The 17,762-nt window shown below is 70.6% G+C and carries 16 protein-coding genes, 1 tRNA gene and 1 pseudogene; 7 read left to right on the top strand and 11 right to left on the bottom strand.

Annotated features, from left to right (window positions below):
• From ACTS11_RS16900 to ACTS11_RS16865, 8 genes and pseudogenes are all read right to left on the bottom strand, one after another.
• Nucleotides 1–683, bottom strand: a pseudogene (locus ACTS11_RS16900) (ABC transporter permease); the annotation flags it as partial.
• A 2-nt stretch (nt 684–685) separates the two neighbouring features.
• Nucleotides 686–973, bottom strand: coding sequence for a DUF1330 domain-containing protein (locus tag ACTS11_RS16895; protein ID WP_442641462.1), 288 nt, complete (start codon nt 971–973; stop codon nt 686–688).
• A 134-nt stretch (nt 974–1,107) separates the two neighbouring features.
• A complete protein-coding gene (locus ACTS11_RS16890) occupies nt 1,108–2,220 on the bottom strand; it encodes an extracellular solute-binding protein (RefSeq protein WP_442641461.1) in 1,113 nt (370 codons plus the stop codon).
• Nucleotides 2,221–2,357: 137 nt separating this feature from the next.
• Nucleotides 2,358–3,455, bottom strand: a complete 1,098-nt coding sequence (locus tag ACTS11_RS16885; protein ID WP_442641460.1) for an ABC transporter ATP-binding protein — start codon at nt 3,453–3,455, stop codon at nt 2,358–2,360.
• Between the two features lie 274 nt (nt 3,456–3,729).
• Nucleotides 3,730–4,677 (bottom strand): endonuclease/exonuclease/phosphatase family protein, encoded by a 948-nt coding sequence (locus ACTS11_RS16880; RefSeq protein WP_442641459.1) that lies wholly within the window; start codon nt 4,675–4,677, stop codon nt 3,730–3,732.
• Between the two features lie 128 nt (nt 4,678–4,805).
• A tRNA-Leu gene (locus ACTS11_RS16875) sits at nt 4,806–4,892 on the bottom strand.
• 150 nt (nt 4,893–5,042) lie between these two features.
• Nucleotides 5,043–6,368, bottom strand: a complete 1,326-nt coding sequence (locus ACTS11_RS16870; RefSeq protein WP_442641458.1) for a peptidoglycan-binding domain-containing protein — start codon at nt 6,366–6,368, stop codon at nt 5,043–5,045.
• Nucleotides 6,369–6,466: 98 nt separating this feature from the next.
• Entirely contained in the window at nt 6,467–6,967 is a 501-nt protein-coding gene (locus ACTS11_RS16865; protein ID WP_442641457.1) for a DUF2306 domain-containing protein, read from the bottom strand.
• A 115-nt stretch (nt 6,968–7,082) separates the two neighbouring features.
• Between ACTS11_RS16865 and ACTS11_RS16860 the strand changes: the two genes are divergently transcribed.
• From ACTS11_RS16860 to ACTS11_RS16845, 4 genes are all read left to right on the top strand, one after another.
• Nucleotides 7,083–7,865 (top strand): LytTR family DNA-binding domain-containing protein, encoded by a 783-nt coding sequence (locus ACTS11_RS16860; protein WP_442641456.1) that lies wholly within the window; start codon nt 7,083–7,085, stop codon nt 7,863–7,865.
• Between the two features lie 12 nt (nt 7,866–7,877).
• Nucleotides 7,878–8,615 carry a lipoyl(octanoyl) transferase LipB gene (gene lipB, locus ACTS11_RS16855; RefSeq protein WP_442641455.1) on the top strand — a complete coding sequence of 246 codons (738 nt, stop codon included), beginning with the start codon at nt 7,878–7,880 and terminating at the stop codon, nt 8,613–8,615.
• A 149-nt stretch (nt 8,616–8,764) separates the two neighbouring features.
• Nucleotides 8,765–10,663, top strand: coding sequence for a cytochrome c oxidase subunit I (locus ACTS11_RS16850; protein WP_442641454.1), 1,899 nt, complete (start codon nt 8,765–8,767; stop codon nt 10,661–10,663).
• Between the two features lie 5 nt (nt 10,664–10,668).
• Complete coding sequence (locus ACTS11_RS16845) at nt 10,669–11,205, top strand: DUF2244 domain-containing protein (RefSeq protein ID WP_442641453.1); 537 nt, start codon at nt 10,669–10,671, stop codon at nt 11,203–11,205.
• Between the two features lie 66 nt (nt 11,206–11,271).
• On the opposite strand, the gene ACTS11_RS16840 is transcribed toward ACTS11_RS16845, so the two are convergent.
• Together ACTS11_RS16840 and ACTS11_RS16835 are read right to left on the bottom strand one after the other, a co-directional pair.
• Nucleotides 11,272–12,093 carry a hypothetical protein gene (locus tag ACTS11_RS16840; protein WP_442641452.1) on the bottom strand — a complete coding sequence of 274 codons (822 nt, stop codon included), beginning with the start codon at nt 12,091–12,093 and terminating at the stop codon, nt 11,272–11,274.
• Nucleotides 12,094–12,276: 183 nt separating this feature from the next.
• Nucleotides 12,277–12,735 (bottom strand): GatB/YqeY domain-containing protein, encoded by a 459-nt coding sequence (locus ACTS11_RS16835; RefSeq protein WP_442641451.1) that lies wholly within the window; start codon nt 12,733–12,735, stop codon nt 12,277–12,279.
• 197 nt (nt 12,736–12,932) lie between these two features.
• Here ACTS11_RS16835 and carA point away from each other — a divergent pair, with 197 nt between their 5' ends.
• Complete coding sequence (gene carA, locus ACTS11_RS16830) at nt 12,933–14,093, top strand: glutamine-hydrolyzing carbamoyl-phosphate synthase small subunit (RefSeq protein ID WP_442641450.1); 1,161 nt, start codon at nt 12,933–12,935, stop codon at nt 14,091–14,093.
• A 113-nt stretch (nt 14,094–14,206) separates the two neighbouring features.
• Nucleotides 14,207–16,252 (top strand): glycosyltransferase family 2 protein, encoded by a 2,046-nt coding sequence (locus ACTS11_RS16825; RefSeq protein ID WP_442641449.1) that lies wholly within the window; start codon nt 14,207–14,209, stop codon nt 16,250–16,252.
• Here ACTS11_RS16825 and ACTS11_RS16820 read toward each other — a convergent pair.
• On the bottom strand, nt 16,227–16,868 hold the full coding sequence (locus tag ACTS11_RS16820; protein ID WP_442641463.1) for a GntR family transcriptional regulator: 642 nt from the start codon (nt 16,866–16,868) through the stop codon (nt 16,227–16,229). The genes ACTS11_RS16825 and ACTS11_RS16820 overlap by 26 nt on opposite strands.
• A gap of 145 nt (nt 16,869–17,013) precedes the next feature.
• Between ACTS11_RS16820 and ACTS11_RS16815 the strand changes: the two genes are divergently transcribed.
• Nucleotides 17,014–17,661 carry a pyrimidine 5'-nucleotidase gene (locus tag ACTS11_RS16815; RefSeq protein WP_442641448.1) on the top strand — a complete coding sequence of 216 codons (648 nt, stop codon included), beginning with the start codon at nt 17,014–17,016 and terminating at the stop codon, nt 17,659–17,661.
• Nucleotides 17,662–17,762: the final 101 nt, after the last annotated feature.

Below are 17,762 nucleotides of genomic sequence, written 5' to 3'. Positions count from 1 at the left end.
TCCTCGATCTGGACCGTACGCGCGAAGGAACGGTAGGCGTCCGCGGTCTCGGGCAGGAGGTCCACGACGGCGGGCGAGAGCTGGAAGAGCGGCTCGGCGCCCTCCTCCGTCTCGGCCCAGGCGCGGCTTTCGGCGATCCAGTCGGGATCGCCCATCAGCGCCGCCCAGGCCTCGGGGTCTTCCCAGGCCTCGTTCAGGGCCACGAACTGCTCGGCGTAGGTTTCGCCCACGTCGTCGATACCGCGCCCCGAGCGGCGGAAGGTCGACGACAGGCCCGTGGTCTCGTAATTCAGGCGCGAGCCGAGCCGCGTGTGGATGCGCCGCTCGGCCGCCTCCATGAAGTCGTAGGCGAGCGCGGCATAGGTGCTCTCGGGCGGCAGGTCCTCGTGGTCCCAGTCCTGCAGCGCCACGACCGTGCGGGGCAGCGTCTCGCTCACGATCTGGTTCTCGACCGAGCGGAACAGCATGTCGAGGATCGGGGCCACGAAGGTCACGAGGATGAACAGCAGAAGCGGCGCGATCAGCGCGAGCGCCCGGAGCTTCTGCGCCCGGAGCGCCCGGTTCAGGCTGGCCTTGAGCGGACGCCCGTCCGCGGCGAGCATCGGGCCCGTCTGCTCCGCCTCTTCCCTGCGGGAGCGGGCGGCGTCCTGGCTGATGTTGCCTGCGGCTGTGGCGTCCGCCATGGTCAGGTGCCCTCCACGACGAGGATGACGCTGTCCGCCGTGCGGCGGCGGATGTCGGCGACCTCCTGGTAATCGGGATCGTTGTAGGCGGCGAGCGCCGCCTCGTAGCTCGGGAACTCGATGACGACGTGGCGATCGAGGGTCTCGCCCTCCATCACCTGCGCCTGCCCGCCCCGCACGACGAAGCGCCCGCCGAGGCCATGGAGGATCGGCGTGTCGCGCTCGACGTACTCCTTGTACGCCTCCGGATCCTTCACCGTGATGTGGCCGATGATGTAGCCCTTGGGCATGGTCTGTTGTCCTTTCGCCTTGGAAGGCGCCGGTGTCAGTCTCTGCGTCAGGACGCCCGCTGCGGCGCCCTCACGGACAGACTGGCGGCCCCCCGGGTCGGTCGCGCCGCCCCGGGGAACATCTTCATCTCAGCTCACTGCGCGAGCCAAGCCTGGAAACGCGCGTCGAGGTCGTCGCGGTAGTCCGCCCACCATTCGTAGTTGAACAGCAGCGTCCGCTCGGCGTTCGCGGGGTCCGTCGGCATGTGCGGCGCCATCTCGATGCCGAGGTCGGCATGGGTCGAGACGAGCGGCGCCGAGGAGGCGCGGGCCGGACCGTAGGAGATGTACTGCGCCTGATCGGCGAGGCGCTGCGTGTCCGTCGCGAAGTAGAGGAAGTCGAGCACGCGGTTCAGCCGCTCCTCGGGCAGACCCTCGGGGATGATCCAGCCGTCGAGGTCGAAGACCTGCGCGTCCCAGAGCATCGCCACCGGCTGGTCCTGCTCCTCGATCAGCGAGAAGAGGCGGCCGTTGTAGGTGGAGCCCATGACCACCTCGCCATCGGCGAGAAGCTGCGGCGTGTCTGCGCCGGCGGTCCACCAGAGCGTCTCGTCCTTGATCGTGTCGAGCATCGCGAAGGCGCGGTCGACGCCCTCCTCGGTCTCGAGCACGTCATAGAGGTCCTCCATCGCGACACCGTCGCACAGGAGCGCCCATTCGAGATTGCCGATCGGGCGACGCTCGAGCGAGCGCTGGCCGGGGAAGTTCTCGGTGTCGAAGATGGCGCAGATGTCCTCGGGCGTGCGGCCCTCCCACGCCTCGACGTCGGTGCGGTAGCCCACGGTGGTGGAGTAGACGATCTGCGGGATGTAGCAGTCCGACACGATCAGGTCGCCGAAGTCCTCGGACGCGGGCGTCCCGTCGGGACCCGGCGCGAGGATCTCGTCGTGATCGACCTCCATCGCGAGGCCTTCGTCGCAGAGGCGGATGGCGTCGGCGGCCACCACGTCGACGAGATCCCAGGTGATGTTGCCCGCCTCGTTCATGGCGCGCAGACGCGCCACGGCCTCGGCCGAGCTCTCGTCCCAGGTGATCGACACCTCGGGGTTCATCTCCATGTAGGGTTCGGCGTAGGCCCGGACCTGGCTGGTCTGGTAGGCCCCGCCCCAGCTCACGAGGGTCAGGTCGTCGACCATCTCCTGCGCGAGGGCCGCCGGGGCCGCGAGGGCCGCGCCGGTGGTGAGCAGCATGAGGCTCTTGAGTTTCATGACGTCGTTTCTCCTTTTACTCGGACGGTGAATCGGTTCGATCCTTTCGTTGCCGGATGGGTTGGGTCGGGTAGTCGTCCGCCCCGCTCCGCCGGTCCGGAGCGCGGGGCAAGTCGCTGTGCCGTCGGGCGGGCGCCTCAGGCGTCGAGCGCCCTGCAATCCTGCGGGCGCCAGCCGATCTCGATCTTCTCGCCGGGCTTGAGGCGGCGCTGGTCGGGGGCGTTGCGCGTCTTCATGATGAAGTCGTCGCGCCCCGCCACGCGCAGCCGCGTGCGGTAGATGTCGCCCATGTAGATGAACTCGGCCACCTCGGCGTGGATCGTGTGGGCGTCGGGGCTGAGGCGATCCTTGTTGTATTCCACCCGCTCGGGCCGGATCGAGACGAGCGTGCGCTCGCCCACGGCCGAGACGTTGACGGGCACGCAATCGATCACCTCGCCATCGTCGAGCGTGACCTCGGCCACGCCGTTCCCGATCTTCGAGACGGTGCCGTTCAGGGTGTTGTTCTCGCCGATGAACTGGGCGACGAAGCTGTTCTGCGGCTCTTCATACAGCTTGTCGGGCGCGTCGAGCTGCTGGATGCGGCCGTCGTCGAAGACGGCGACGCGATCCGACATGGTCAGCGCCTCGGTCTGGTCGTGGGTGACGTAGACCACCGTGATCCCGAGGCGGTGGGCGAGGTTGGTGATCTCGAACTGCATGTGCTCGCGGAGCTGCTTGTCGAGCGCGCCGAGGGGTTCGTCCATCAGCACGAGCTCGGGCTCGAAGACGAGGGCCCGCGCCAGCGCGATGCGCTGCTGCTGCCCGCCCGAGAGCTGGGCTGGGCGACGCCCGCCGAACTCGCCCATCTGCACCATGTCGAGCGCCCGCGTGACCTTGGCCTCGCGGTCCGACTTGCCCATGCCGCGCACCTCGAGCGGGAACGAGAGGTTCTCGGCCACCGTCATGTGCGGGAAGAGCGCGTAGTTCTGGAACACCATCCCGATGCCGCGCTTGTGCGGCGGGATGTTGTTGATCGGCTTGCCGCCGAGCGTGATCTCGCCGTGGGTCGCGGTCTCGAACCCGGCGAGCATCATCAGGCAGGTGGTCTTGCCCGACCCCGAGGGGCCGAGCATCGTGAGGAACTCGCCCTTGCCGATGGCGAGGTTGAGATCCTTCACGACGAGCGTTTCGCCATCGTAGCTCTTCTGAACGCGGTCGAATTCGACGAACGCGTCGGCTGTTGCAGAGGCCAAACCCCACTCCTGTTGCAGCGCCGGATGTCGTCCCCGGCTGATGCCGCAGTAAAACAAGCATGGCCCCACGGCGCAACCATCATGGTCGTTTTCCGACTTCATTTTCATTTATACATTTGTTTTTATTTGTTAATTTATTTTCCGCGAGGTCGCTTTTCGCCAGTGCAGCATCGCCCTCCGGAAGGGTGCGGGCGGGTCAAGAGGCCCTTCGGCCCGGTTTCAGTGACATGAACCGCGCACGTCCGCGCGGGGTCGGACCGGGGCGCGAGCGGCGCTAGTCGGAGAGGGCGATGTCCGCCACGAAGCCCAGGTGGTTCGAGCCGAGCCCCGCGCCGAAGGTCTCGAAGGCCACCACGCGGGGGCCGCCCCGGACGAGGACCTGATCGATCGGCAACGCGGGTATGCCGGGCGCGGCCGCCCAGGTTCCGGGCTGCCCGCGCAGGCCGCGGAACCCGGTCTCCTCCATCAGCACGCGCATCGGGCGGCTCCAGGGCGCCATGTTGAAGTCGCCCACGGCGATCACGGGGCCCTCGAACCAGCCCCATTGCGCCGTCAGCCGCGCGATCTCCGGCTCGGCGATGCCCGACATCCAGGGTTTCACGAGGTGGCTCGCCGCGAGGAACAACGGCCCCTGCCCCGGGACCTCGACCTCGAGCACCGCGTAACGGTCGGGCCAGGCCGCGTTCAGGCTGAGGCGCCAGGACCGCCGGACGGGCAGCGAGGTGGCGACGAGGATCTCGCAGGCCTCCTCGGCGCAGGGCGTGACGAAGGCATAGGCCTCCCCGAGCGCATCGAGCGCGGGGCGGAGCGCCGAGGCCTCCGCGAAGACGGCGATGTCGGCGCCGGAGACACGCGCCGCCTCGACGATCTCGGCCGCCGATGCCGTGTTGTCCGCGCGGACGTTGAAGAAGAGGACCCGCAGCGCGGCCTCCGCGCCGGGGACCGCGGGAAGCGTATGCGCGCGGTAACTCGAGACGTGCAGCCCCCCGCCGGCCAGCGCGAGGAGCGCGAGCACCCCGCCCGCGAACCGCCCGCCGAGGAGCGCCGCGACGACCGCGAAGCCGAGCCCGAGCGCCAGAAGCCCCGGCGCGAAGGCGTCCAGCATCCGCGCGAGCGGCCCGAACACGCACTCGGTCGGGCAGACCCAGCCGAAGAAAGCGGCGCCCGTGGCCACGAGCGACAGCGCGGCGCATGCCCCGGCAAAACCCGCCCTGACGCTCACCCCAGACCTCCGCAACACTTGCGCGGCCACAAGACGGCGCGCGCGCGCCGAGCGCAAGCGCGAAGCCCGCGCCACCACGCTGCGCGGGACCCCCTCGGGGGTCGGATATCCGTCCTGCGGGAGAGAAATGGTGCGGTCGAGAAGACTCGAACTTCCACGGGAGTTACCCCACAGCGACCTCAACGCTGCGCGTCTACCAATTCCGCCACGACCGCACGTGATCAGGTAGTCGGCGGGTCTTTAGCCGAGCCGGAAGGGCTTGTGAAGGGGGGTGGCGGAAAAATCGCGAGCGCCCTTTCGAGGGCCCGAAACCGTGAGGGCGGGCCTTATCTGGCCCGCCCTCTCCGGGGTCGCTCGGTACGTCGTTACTGGTTGACCCGGAAGGTGGGAAGCGCCGCCGCGGGCTGCTGCGCCGGAACCGGCTGGGGCGCCATCGCGGCACCGGACCCGAGCTGCATCGTCGCGGCCCGGAGGAGGGCCGGACGCTCCGGCTGGCCGGGCATGAAGGCGGGATCGGCCCCGCGCTCGAGCGCCGAGATCGAGGCCTCGTACCACTGCATGGCGAGGTCGCGGCGGCTGTTGGTGCCGAAGCCCTCGCGCAGGTGGTGGCCAAGAAGCTCGCCATAGGCGGGCTCGCCCAGCGCGACGAGCATGAGCGCCGAGCCCACGGCCATGCGCATGTCGTCCTGCGCGTAGCCGGTGGCGAGGCAGACCCTGCTGGTCGCCGCGAGATCGGCGGGCGGGATGCCGGTGCCCGAGGCGAAGGCCTGCATCTCGGACAGGAGCGGCGCCTGCTCGATCAGCGAGACGCGGTCGATCTCCTCGGACAGCATGGTGGCGAAGGCGCCGCACTGCTCGGCGATCTGCGCGGGCGAGAGGCCCGTGATCCGGCCCATCAGTTCCTCGCCGCGCGCCATGGCGTAGGTGCGCGCCACGCAGAACTGCTCGGACAGCGCCTGGCCCGGATCGCTCATCGTGGCGAGCGTCACGTAGCCGCCGTTCGAGGAGGTCTGGAGCATCACCGCGTTGCAGGCATTGGCGAGCGACATGCGCGGCTGGCTGCCCGCGAAGAGGTTCGGAAGCTGCCCGCCGCCCTGCGTCCCCGCGGCGATCACGGTGCTGACGCCGGGCTGGATGGCCTGCTGGCCGGGATTGACGATCACGGTGGTCGCGGGCTGCGTCACCGGCGGCTGGGGCGCGAAGCTCTGGATCGGGCCGCCCTGCAGGCTGTCGCGATAGGACCAAAGGAGCGCCTGGCCGCGAAGGCCCGTCTGCTGCGCCCCGCCCTGCTGCGTCGCCCAGTAGTAGGCATCCATCAGGAAGTCGAACTGGTAGCTCGAGAACTCGCGCCCGTTGACCGGATAGCCCATCGAGGCCTGGTAGCGCTCGATCGCGGCGCGGGTGCCGGGGCCGACCTGGCCGTCCACCGTGCCGGCCTCGTAGCCGAAGTAGTTGAGCGCGGTCTGCGTCTCGCGGCCCTGCTGCGTCGCCGGGATGCCGGGACGCACCACGCGGGTCGTCGTGGTCGTGGTGCGCGTGCGCTGGCCCTGGTTCTGGCCCGCGGCGTAGCCGATGATCCCGCCGATGATGGCGCCGCCGATGAACTCGCCCGCGTCCGCCTCGACCCGCTCGGCCGGGATGAGCGCGAGTGCCGCCGCGAGGCTCGCGGACACCATGAATTTGCCGATCATGTTTCCCTCCAGGTTGTCGTCGTCTTTCTTGCAGCTTGACGAAGCGTAACACAGGCCCGCCGTCGTCCGAGCGCAAAATGCGGGATGTCGGGAAAACCTTACCCGGCGGAGGGGCGGCGGCGCTGCCCGGCCCACCGGCGCAGGCCGAGCGCCCCGGCGATGGCGGCGATGGCGGCGATGGCGAAGACCCCGGCGCGGGGATCGCCCGGAAAGAGCGCCGTGTTCAGCACCCGCCCCGGCAGGAGGGTCAGCGTGCCCGCCACGATCAGCGCCTGCCAGTAGAGGCCGCGCATCCAGCCGCGATGCGCAGCGATGTCGCCCGCCCGTGCCGCCGCCACCCCGCGCACGAGACCGTAGAGCACCACGACCGATAAGAGGTGGATCGGCCCGAACCCGAAGGCGATGGGCAGAACCCCCGCCTCGAGCCAGAAGGCGCTGCCCGCGACGAGCGCCATGGACGCGACCCAGGCATAGCCGGCGACCCGGTGCCAGAGATCGCGGCTGCGGCGCCGGAGCGCGACAGGCCCCAGCACCAGCGCAAGGAGCGCGGGCCAGAGGTGCAGGTGCAGGGCGAGCGGCATGTCGGCGGGAAGGGTCATGGTCTCTCCGTTGGGCGGGCGCCCCGGCTTGCCCGGGCGGCGCGGCTTTGGCAGGGTCCTGCACGGGCCGCGCGCGCCCGGTCCAGCGCGCCTACGCAGTCAACGGACGGAGTTCGTGAGCAGACCCACGTCGCAATCCGCGCTTCGCGAAATGCGGGGCCATCTGAGCCGGCCGGTGACGCTCGCGGCCCTCGGGGGCGCGACGGCGGTGCTGGCGCTCGCCGGGCCCTTCGGCACGCTCGAGAGCCTCGGGGCGGCCGGGCGCCTCGGCTACTGGGGCGCGGTGGTGGTTGCGACCTATGCCACCGGAACGGCGGTGGACGTCCTCCTGCGGCCCCGCCTCTCCGGGCACGGTCCGGCCGCGGTGACGACGGCGCTCGCGCTGGTCACGGCGGCGGCGGTGACGGTCGTGGTCGTGCTCCTGAACCTCATCCTGCTCGGCGGGTGGCCCGACACCGGCAACGTTCCCCGGACGCTCGCCACGATCTTCGCGGTCGCGGCCATCGCGACGGCGCTCTTCGGGATGATCGCCGCGTCTGCCCCGGCGCCCGCCGCCGCGCCTGCCCCCGGGGCCTCCGGCTCGCCCGCGATCCTCGACCGCCTGCCGCTGGACAAGCGCGGCGCGCTCGTCGCGCTGTCGGTCGAGGATCACTACGTCCGCGTACGGACGACGGGCGGCGAGGAGATGCTGCTGATGCGCCTTTCGGACGCGATCCGCGAGACCGCGCCCGAACCCGGCCTCCGCGTCCACCGCTCGCACTGGGTGGCGACGGCGCAGGTCGCGGGGGCGCGGCGCGACGGCGACCGCGCGATCCTTGGCATGCGGAGCGGGGGTGACATTCCGGTCAGCCGGTCGCATATCCGGGCGGTGAAGGACGCGGGCCTCCTGCCCCGCTGAGAGGCGAGCGACATGGTCGAGTGGATCACCTCGGACGCGCCGGTGGACTACGCCGAGGCCGTGGCCTGGATGGAGGCGCGCGCCGACGCCATCGCGCGCGGCGAGGCGGGCGAGGCGGTCTGGCTTCTCGAGCATCCGCCGCTCTACACCGCGGGCACCTCGGCCGACCCGGCGGACCTGCGCGAGCCCGACCGCTTCCCGGTCCACGAGACGCGGCGGGGCGGGCAGTACACCTATCACGGGCCGGGGCAGCGCGTGGCCTACGTGATGCTCGACCTCAACGCGCGCGGCCGCGACGTGCGGGCCTACGTGACGCGGCTCGAGACCTGGGTGATCGCGGCGCTGGCCGAGTTCAACCTGCGGGGCGAGGTCCGCCCGGACCGCGTCGGCGTCTGGATCGCGCGGCCCGACAAGCCGCCCCTTCCCGACGGCACGCCGCGCGAGGACAAGATCGCCGCCATCGGCGTGCGCATCCGCCGCTGGATCACGTTCCACGGCATCTCCGTCAACGTCGAGCCCGACCTCGGCCATTTCGACGGGATCGTGCCCTGCGGGATCGCGGGCCACGGCGTCACGAGCCTCGTGGACCTCGGGCTCCCGGTGACGATGGACGACCTCGACGTGGCGTTGAAGCGCAGCTTCGGGCAGGTCTTCGGCGAGGCCGCGGGGCGCGAAACCCCGGCCGCAGGCTCATGCGACCCAGCGCCGCAGAACCGGCCCGACCCCCGGGAATCCCCGCGCGCACCTTGATCTGGGACAATTTTTCCCAGCTTTCGGCGCGGCCCAGCGACACACCCCGCGTTGCCAGCGCGCCCCGTGCCGACTAGAAGGTTTCAGGAGAAAGCGAGGGGGTGAGGACCGTTTGCGGTCGACGCTCCGGCAACGAACAGGAGACGACCATGGCTGACGCCACGCTGTCGGGACACGATCACGAGCGGCCGGGGTTCTTCACCCGGTGGTTCATGTCCACGAACCACAAGGACATCGGCATCCTCTACCTCTTCACCGCGGGACTGGTGGGCCTGATCTCGGTCGCCTTCACCGTCTACATGCGGATGGAGCTGATGGAGCCGGGTGTGCAGTTCATGTACATCCCCTACGAGGCCGGCCCCGCCGCCCTTGAATCGCTGTTCGGCCGCGTCGGCGAGGCGCTGGCGACGGCGGGCGGCGGCACCAACGCCTTCGCCGACCAGCTCTCGGCGCTGCAGGGAACGCTCCTCGCGGGCGTCTCGGGCAGCGGCGAGGAGGCGCGGCTCGTGCTTCAGGGCGCGCTCCGCGCCGAGGCGATCCAGTCCCTCGACGCCATGGCGGCCTCCGCCAACCCGGCCGAGGCCTCGGCGCTGCTGGGCCTGAAGGACCAGCTCGACGGCCAGCCCGACGGACACCTGTGGAACGTGCTGATCACGGGCCACGGCGTCCTGATGATGTTCTTCGTCGTCATCCCGGCCCTCTTCGGCGGCTTCGGCAACTACTTCATGCCGCTGATGATCGGCGCGCCCGACATGGCGTTCCCGCGGCTGAACAACCTGTCCTACTGGCTCTACGTCGCGGGCACGGCGCTGGCCTTCTGCGCGGTCTTCATCGACGGCGGCGCGGGTCCGGGCTGGACCTTCTACCCGCCGCTCAGCTGGCAGGACGCGCCGACCTCGCGCGCCGTTGACTTCGCGATCTTCGCCGTCCACGTCTCGGGCGCCTCGTCGATCCTCGGCTCGATCAACATGATCACGACCTTCCTGAACATGCGCGCGCCGGGCATGACGCTGCACAAGGTGCCGCTCTTCGCGTGGTCGATCTTCGTGACCGCGTGGCTGCTGCTGCTGTCGCTGCCGGTCCTCGCGGGCGCGATCACGATGCTGCTGACGGACCGCAACTTCGGCACGACGTTCTTCGACGTGGCGGGCGGCGGCGACCCGGTCCTGTTCCAGCACATCTTCTGGTTCTTCGGACACCCCGAGGTCTACATCGTGATCCTGCCGGCCTTCGGCGTGATCAGCCACGTGGTCTCGACCTTCTCGAAGAAGCCGATCTTCGGCTACCTGCCGATGGTCTACGCGCTGGTGGCGATCGGCGGCCTCGGTTTCGTCGTCTGGGCGCACCACATGTACACGGTGGGCATGACGCTGACGCAGCAGGCCTACTTCATGGTCGCCACGATGGTGATCGCGGTGCCGACGGGCATCAAGATCTTCTCGTGGATCGCCACGATGTGGCAGGGCTCGATCAGCTTCAAGACGCCCATGCTCTTCGCCATCGGCTTCATCTTCCTCTTCACGCTCGGCGGCGTGACCGGGATCATCCTCAGCCAGGCGGGCGTCGACCGGGCCTACCACGACACCTACTACGTCGTGGCCCACTTCCACTACGTGATGAGCCTCGGGGCCGTGTTCGGCATCTTCGCGGCGGTCTACTACTGGTTCGGCAAGATGTCGGGCCGGCAGTATCCCGAATGGGCGGGCCAGCTGCACTTCTGGACGTTCTTCATCGGCGCGAACCTGACGTTCTTCCCGCAGCACTTCCTCGGCCGCCAGGGCATGCCGCGCCGCTACATCGACTACCCGGATGCCTTCGCGCTCTGGAACTACGTCTCGTCGATCGGCGCGTTCATCTCCTTCGCCTCCTTCGTCTTCTTCATCGGCATCGTGTTCTACGCGCTGTTCTACGGCCGCCGCGTGGAGGAGAACGCCTACTGGGGCGAGCATGCGGACACGCTGGAATGGACGCTCCCCAACCCGCCGCCGGAGCACACCTTCGAGGAGCTTCCGACGCGCGAGATGTGGGACCGCCAGCCCAAGCACTGAGGCCCATGCCGATCCACACGGAAAGCGTCAGCGGATCAAGGGAGGCCCCGGCATCGTCCGGGGCCTCCGCGTCTGCGCGGGGCGCGCCGCGCCTGCGCCTGCGGCTGACGCCGCACCAGTCGCTGACGGCCGAGGGCTTCGTCTGGTTCATCGGGGCGACGGCGGTGCTGATCTCGGTGCCGCTCCTGTCGATCCTCGGGACGGCGGTGTTCTGGGCGCTCCTGCCCTTCATCGTGGGCGCCGTCTGGGGCGTCTGGGCGGCGCTCAAGCGGTCCTGGCGGGACCGCGCGCTCTGGGAGGAGGTGATCCTCTGGGACGACCTCATCCGGGTCGAGCGGCACGAACCGAACCGCCGCGCGCCGCTGGACTGGGAAGCCAACCCCTACTGGGTGCGCGTCGCCCTCCACGCGAGCGGCGGGCCGGTGCCGAACTACCTGACGCTCTCGGGCGGCGGGCGCGAGGTGGAGCTCGGCGCGTTTCTCACGCCGGTCGAGCGGGTGGAGCTGAAGGACCGGCTCGAGCGGGTGCTCCACGCGGCCTGAGACGCCGCAAAAGGAAGAAGGGGCGCGGCCCCCGACGCGCCCCTTCCCCATCCTGTCGCCGCGCTGTCAGGCGGTCTCGACCTCGCGTCCCTTGACCGTCCGGGCGACCGCGCGCTTCTCGAGCGCGAGGCCCACGCCCGCCTCCTTCAGCGCGGCGTTGAAGGCCCCGAGGTCGAGGTCGGAGGCGGCCGCCACCGTGATGAGGTCGGCCAGCCGCTCGGGAACCGTCTCGATGTCGAGCGCGTCCACCAGCGCCTCGAGCGGGGTGGCGGTGAAGTCGCCGAGGCCCGGGAAGACGAAGCCCTCCGACGGGATCTCGTTCAGCGCGCTGCCGGAGGCGAGCGGCAGGCCCGCCTGCGTCTGGCTCTCGATCGCGCCCTCGCGGAAGTAGGTGGCGCGGTTCTGCGGCGTCAGCATCACCTTGGCCGCGCCCTCGATCTGCCGCTCGAAGCGCAGGACGCCGCCGTCGATCCTGAGGACTGCGGGCAGCCGCAGCGTGACGTAGCCCCGCGCCTCGTAGTCGGCGGGGTCGGCGGTGCCGTCGCCCACCGGGCAGGGGAAGGGATCGGACGGAAGGACCGCGATCTTCGCCGTGGCGTGCGGCGGGATCGTGACGAGGCGGCTCAGCCGGAAGGACTTGGCCGAAGACCCGCCCACGAGCGAATAGGAGAAGTCGTTGTTGCCGCCCGCGATGTCCACGATGACCACCGTGTTGCCCGACAGCGTGCGCGTGGGCTCCGGCACCGGCGAGGTCACGAAGTCGAGCCGGTAGCTCAACTCCACGTTCTCGAGGTTGCTGATCGACAGGAAGTAGCCCTGAAGCACGATGTCGGCCGGGGGCACCGGGGATTGCGGCTTGAAGACGAGTTCGAACTGGGAAACGTTCATCGGTCTTGCTCCTTGTTTGGGGGAAATGGTCGCAAGTACGTGAAGCCCCCCAAGGCTGACCGCCCGGGCGTCGTCTCTCCAGTCAGGGATTCCCTGCTTGTGCCGGCAAATTATCGTTGGATTCCGGGCGGACCGGAAAAGGCCCGCCGGACAACCCCGCGACACCGCGGGGCGCGGGCGGTCTCAGCCGAGCCGCGCCTTCACCGCCGGTCCGACCGCGCCGAAGTCCATCTGGCCGGCGTGCTTCGCCTTCAGGACCGCCATGACCCGGCCCATGTCGCGCAGGTCGGTCGCGCCGGTCTCGGCGATGGCGGCCCCGATCGCGGCCTCGACCTCGTCCTCGGCCAGGCGGCGCGGCAGGTAGTCCTCGATCACCGCGATCTCGGCGAGTTCCTTCTCGGCGAGCTCCAGCCGCCCGCCCTCCTCGTAGGCGCGCGCGCTCTCCTGCCGCTGCTTGACCATCTTGCCGAGGATGGCCAGCACCTCGGCCTCGCCCACCCCGTCCATCTCGCCCTTGGCGCGGGCCGCGATGTCCTGGTCCTTCACCGCGGCGCTGATCAGCCGCAGCGTCGAGAGCCGCGTGGCGTCCTTGTCGCGCATGGCCTCCTTGAGGCCGGAGCCGATGCGCTCCCTCAAACCCATTCCCATGGCGCAATCCCCTGAATGCTGCCGTCCCGGAGGCGCAATCTAGTGCAGGCGGCGGTCCATCACAATGTCCGCGCCGCAGCGCAGAACACCGCCGGAACACCATCGCGCGAGGCCGCTTGACCGGGCACGGCCCGCTCCGTAAACCCCCGCGGAACGATCCCACGCCCGCCGCTGCCCCGGGAGAGCCCCCCATGCCTTCGAAGCCCACCGCCTGCCTCGCCCTCGCCGACGGGACGCTGTTCTACGGGAAGGGCTTCGGCGCCACCGGAACCCGCGTGGCCGAGCTGTGCTTCAACACCGCGATGACGGGCTACCAGGAGATCATGACCGACCCCTCATACGCCGGGCAGATCGTGACCTTCACCTTTCCGCATATCGGCAACGTGGGCGTGACCCCCGAGGACGACGAGACCGCCGATCCCGTGGCCGAGGGCATGATCGTGAAATGGGACCCGACCGAGCCCTCGAACTGGCGCGCGACGGGCGACCTCGTGACCTGGCTCGAGCGGACGGGGCGCATCGGCATGGGCGGGCTCGACACCCGCCGCCTGACCCGCGCGATCCGCCAGCAGGGCGCGCCTCATGTGGCGCTCTCCCACGACCCGGAGGGCAACTTCGACATCGAGGCGCTGGTGCGCGCCGCGCGCGGTTTTCGCGGGCTGGTGGGGCTCGACCTCGCCAAGGGCGTCTCCTGCGCGCAGAGCTACCGCTGGGACGAGATGCGCTGGGCCTGGCCCGAGGGCTACGCGCGGCGCGATCCCGCGATCCCGGCACCCAAGGTCGTGGCGCTCGACTACGGGGCGAAGCGCAACATCCTGCGCTGCCTCGCGTCGGCCGGCTGCGACGTGACCGTGATGCCCGCCACCGCGACGGCCGAGGAGGTTCTCGCCCAGTCGCCCGACGGCGTGTTCCTGTCGAACGGCCCGGGCGACCCGGCGGCGACCGGCGCCTATGCGGTGCCGATGATCCGCGGCGTGCTCGACGCCGACATCCCGGTCTTCGGCATCTGCCTCGGCCACCAGATGCTGGCCCTCGCGCTCGGCGCGACGACGATCAAGATGAACCACGGCCATCACGGCGCGAACCATCCCGTCAAGGACCTCGAGACCGGCAAGGTCGAGATCACCTCGATGAACCACGGCTTCACCGTGGACAGCCAGACCCTTCCCGGCGGCGTGCGCGAGACGCATGTGAGCCTCTTCGACGGCTCGAACTGCGGCATCCGCGTCGAGGGGCGGCCCGTCTTCTCGGTGCAGTACCACCCCGAGGCCAGCCCGGGCCCGCAGGACAGCTTCTATCTCTTCGAGCGCTTCGCCGAAGCCGCACGGGCACGGGCGGGCGCGCGCGGCTGAATCGCGGCTGAGCCGCGACGGGGTGAGACGGGCCGTAGCCGGGGGGGGGCGTTAACAAGCTGTTAAGCGATTTCGTCCAGTTTGCCGGAAATGCCCCCTGACGCGGCACGGACATGGACGCAGAGACGAAGGACGGCGAAGCCGGCCAGCCGGTAGTGCTCCGCCTCTCGACGGAGGGGGCGGGGCCGGGCATCGTCCCGCTCGGTCGCCATGACGGACCGGCGGGAAAGTCGGCGCTCAGGGTCAGGCTGCCGCCCGACCTCCGCGGCCCGACGCAGAACACCCCGCCCGCCGCCTCGCCGGACGCGCAGCTCGCCACGCTGCTGGCGGCGCGCGGGCTCGCTCAGCCGGCCGAGGTGCGCTCGGCCTCCGTTGCCGCGCGGAGCTTCGGTCTGCCGCTGGCGCAGGTGCTTCTCGCGCGCGGCGTGGTCGCGGAGCGCCTGCTGCTCAAGGCGCTGTCCGAGGTCCACGGCACGGGCGTCGCCGATCTCGCCCGCGTGCCGCCCGACCCGGACCTCGCGGACCTCGTCCCGCGCGACCTCGCCATCGCCTGCGAGGCCGTTCCCTGGCGCGATGCCGGCGGCGCCGTCGTCATCGCGACGGCGCGGCCCGACCTCTTCGACACGCTGGCCGCGCGGCTTCCCGCGTCGCTGGGCGCGATCCCGGCGCTGGCCCCCCGCGCGCAGGTCGTCGCCGCGCAGGGCACGCTCTGGGGACAGGCCTTGGCGCGTGAGGCCGAAACGCGGGCGCCCGGGGCGCTCTCCTGCCGCACGTGGCGGCCCCGGCGCGCGCTGCGGATCGCGCTCTTGACGGTTCTCGCGCTCGTCCTGATGGAACTGGCCTTCCCGACCGAGGTGGCCGTCGCCGTCTTCGCGCTCGCCGGGATGGTCTTCCTCGCCAACATCGCGCTCAAGGCTTCGGCCTTCGTCACCGTGCTGCGCCATCCCCCGGACCGCCATGACGCGACGCGGCCCGCGCCCGACATCGCACCCCACATCCTGCGCCCGCCGCTCGTGAGCGTCCTCGTGCCGCTCTATCACGAGGCCGAGATCGCGCGGCGCCTCGTCTCCCACCTCGCCCGGATGCGCTACGCGCCGGAACGGCTCGACGTGATCCTCCTCGTGGAGGAGGACGACACGATCACCGCCGGAGCCCTCGCCGCCGCCGAGCTGCCGCCCCACATGCGGGCGATCTCCGTGCCGCGGGGCGAGCTGCGCACCAAGCCGCGCGCGCTGAACTACGCGCTGCCCTTCACACAGGGCGAGATCGTCGGCATCTATGACGCCGAGGACAGGCCCGAGCTCGACCAGATCGCCCGCGTCGTGCGCCGCTTCGACGAGGTGCCGCCGGACGTCGCCTGCCTGCAGGGGCGGCTCGACTACTACAACGCGAACCACAACCTCATGGCGCGGCTCTTCACCGTCGAATACGCCTCGTGGTTCCGCGTTCTCCTCCCGGGCGTGCAGCGGCTCGGCCTCTTCGTGCCGCTCGGGGGGACGACGCTGTTCCTCAGGCGCGCGGCGCTGGAGGACGTGGGCGGCTGGGACGCGCACAACGTGACCGAGGATGCCGAACTCGGGCTGCGCCTCGCGCGCAGGGGCTACCGGACGGAGCTCATCGACACGACCACCTACGAGGAGGCGAACGCCGCCGTCCTGCCCTGGGTCCGCCAGCGCTCGCGCTGGCTCAAGGGCTACCTCATCACCTGGGCGACCGCGATGCGCGACCCGGTCGGCCTCTGGCGCGACCTCGGGACCTGGCGTTTCCTCGGGCTCCAGGTGCAGCTACTGGCGAGCGTGCTCGGCTTCTTTCTCGCGCCGCTGCTCTGGAGCCTCGTCCTCGCGCCGTTCCTGCCGCATCCGCTCCACGCCGTTCTGACGCCGGCGCAGTTCGTCTGGCTCGGCGCGGCGATGATGCTGTCGCTGGTCCTGTCTGTCGCCGTCTCGATCCACGCCTGCGCCGCGCCGCATCTGCGCCACCTGCGTCCCGTCGCGCCGCTGGTCGAGCTCTACTACGCGCTCGGCACCTTCGCCGCCTGGATCGGCGCGCTCGAGCTGATGGCGCGGCCGTTCTTCTGGCACAAGACGCGCCACGGGGTCTACGGCGGCGCGCCGCCCGAACCCGCCGAGGCGGTCAGGACGCCTGCGCCTCCTCCTTGAGGCGCACGACGAAGGCGATCGAGAGGTGCTCGCGCAGCGCGCGGGCCGCACGCTCGCCGTCGCGGTTGGCGATGGCGTCGACGATGGCCGCATGTTCCTCCAGCGCCTTCTCCCCGCGCCCGGCGGCGGCGAGCGAGGTGCGCGCCATCAGCGCCATCGAGCGATAGACGAGATCGAGCTGCTGCACGAGGAAGCGGTTGTGGCTGGCGAGGTGGATCTGGTGATGGAAGCGCCGGTTCGCCCGCGCCAGCGCCTCGGGGTCGGCGAGAAGGGCACGGTCGGCCTCCACCATGTCGCGAAGGACGCGGATCTCCTCCTCGGCGGCGTGTTGCGCGGCGAGGCGGGCGGCGAGCGCCTCGAGCTCGTGCCGCACGGCATAGAGCTCGGCCATCTGCGCGTGGTCGAGCGAGGCCACGATCAGCGAGCGGCCGTCGCGGGTGAGCAGGCTCTGCGTCTCGAGCCGCTGGAGCGCCTCGCGGATCGGCGTGCGGCTGACGCCGAAGCGGTCGGCCAGTTCGCTCTCCACCAGCCGGTCGCCGGGGCGGTAGATGCCCTGGTCGATCGCGTCGAGGATCAGGTCGTAGGCGTCGCGGTTCGGCAGACCCTTGGGCTTCATCATCGTCATCCCTTCGTATCCGGCAACGCTATGGAGGCCGTAGCGCCTTGTCCAGACTGGACAAAGACAGGCCGCGCCGACAATCGGCAACGCAGGGGCCCGCCGGGACTGGACAAGCGCCCGCCCCCTGCCCTACGCCAGTCGCATGCCCGCCGAACGCTTCGCCCATGTCGAGACCTGGGTCTTCGACCTCGACAACACGCTCTACCCGCCCGCGATGGCCCTGTTCGACCAGGTCAACGCGCGCATCACGGCCTGCGTCATGCGGGTCGTCGGCGTGGAGCGCGAGGAGGCCGACCGCCTCCGGCACGGCTGGTGGCGCGAGCACGGGACGACGCTAGCCGGGCTGATGGCGCATCACGGGATCGAGCCCGAGGCCTATCTCGAGGAGGTCCACGAGATCGACTTCACCGTGCTCGCGCCCGATCCGTCGCTCGCCGCGCGCATCGCGGCGCTGCCCGGCCGCCGCATCGTCTACACCAACGGCAGCGCGCCCTACGCCTGCCGCGTGCTGGAGCACCGGGGGCTCTCCGGCCTCTTCGACGCGGTCTACGGCGTCGAGCATGCGGGCTATGTGCCGAAGCCCCGGCGCGAGGCCTTCGAAACGGTCTTCGCGACCGACGGGCTCGACCCCGCGCGCGCCGCGATGTTCGAGGACGACCCCCGCAACCTCGCGGCGCCGCACGCGATGGGGATGCGCACGGTCCATGTCGCGCCGCTCGCCGAACCGGCGGAGCACATCCACCACCACACCGACGACCTGCCGGGGTTCCTGGGCCTCCTGCGCCCCTGAGGTGGACAGAGTGCCGCGTCGAAGGCCCCCCCTGCGCGCCCTATCCTTCCGCGCATGACCGACGTTCAGGACATCGACATCTTCGTCTCCGGCGGCGGCGT

The organism is Roseicyclus sp. (assembly GCF_052168335.1).
In the GTDB taxonomy this organism is placed as follows: domain Bacteria; phylum Pseudomonadota; class Alphaproteobacteria; order Rhodobacterales; family Rhodobacteraceae; genus Roseibacterium.
The sequence above is the reverse complement of the archived record's forward strand: the minus strand, read 5'-3'. Positions and strand labels throughout refer to the sequence as shown.

Bases quoted from the DNA above. Each gene is read 5' to 3' on its own strand.
- ACTS11_RS16865 (WP_442641457.1), bottom strand. From the start codon at position 6,967: ATGACCCTTCCCGCCGACATGCCGCTCGCCCTGCACCTGCACCTCTGG.
- ACTS11_RS16840 (WP_442641452.1), bottom strand. From the start codon at position 12,093: ATGAACGTTTCCCAGTTCGAACTCGTCTTCAAGCCGCAATCCCCGGTG.
- ACTS11_RS16835 (WP_442641451.1), bottom strand. From the start codon at position 12,735: ATGGGTTTGAGGGAGCGCATCGGCTCCGGCCTCAAGGAGGCCATGCGC.
- ACTS11_RS16890 (WP_442641461.1), bottom strand. From the start codon at position 2,220: ATGAAACTCAAGAGCCTCATGCTGCTCACCACCGGCGCGGCCCTCGCG.
- ACTS11_RS16870 (WP_442641458.1), bottom strand. From the start codon at position 6,368: ATGATCGGCAAATTCATGGTGTCCGCGAGCCTCGCGGCGGCACTCGCG.
- ACTS11_RS16820 (WP_442641463.1), bottom strand. From the start codon at position 16,868: ATGAAGCCCAAGGGTCTGCCGAACCGCGACGCCTACGACCTGATCCTC.
- ACTS11_RS16815 (WP_442641448.1), top strand. From the start codon at position 17,014: ATGCCCGCCGAACGCTTCGCCCATGTCGAGACCTGGGTCTTCGACCTC.
- ACTS11_RS16825 (WP_442641449.1), top strand. From the start codon at position 14,207: ATGGACGCAGAGACGAAGGACGGCGAAGCCGGCCAGCCGGTAGTGCTC.
- carA (WP_442641450.1), top strand. From the start codon at position 12,933: ATGCCTTCGAAGCCCACCGCCTGCCTCGCCCTCGCCGACGGGACGCTG.
- ACTS11_RS16845 (WP_442641453.1), top strand. From the start codon at position 10,669: ATGCCGATCCACACGGAAAGCGTCAGCGGATCAAGGGAGGCCCCGGCA.
- ACTS11_RS16895 (WP_442641462.1), bottom strand. From the start codon at position 973: ATGCCCAAGGGCTACATCATCGGCCACATCACGGTGAAGGATCCGGAG.
- lipB (WP_442641455.1), top strand. From the start codon at position 7,878: ATGGTCGAGTGGATCACCTCGGACGCGCCGGTGGACTACGCCGAGGCC.
- ACTS11_RS16850 (WP_442641454.1), top strand. From the start codon at position 8,765: ATGGCTGACGCCACGCTGTCGGGACACGATCACGAGCGGCCGGGGTTC.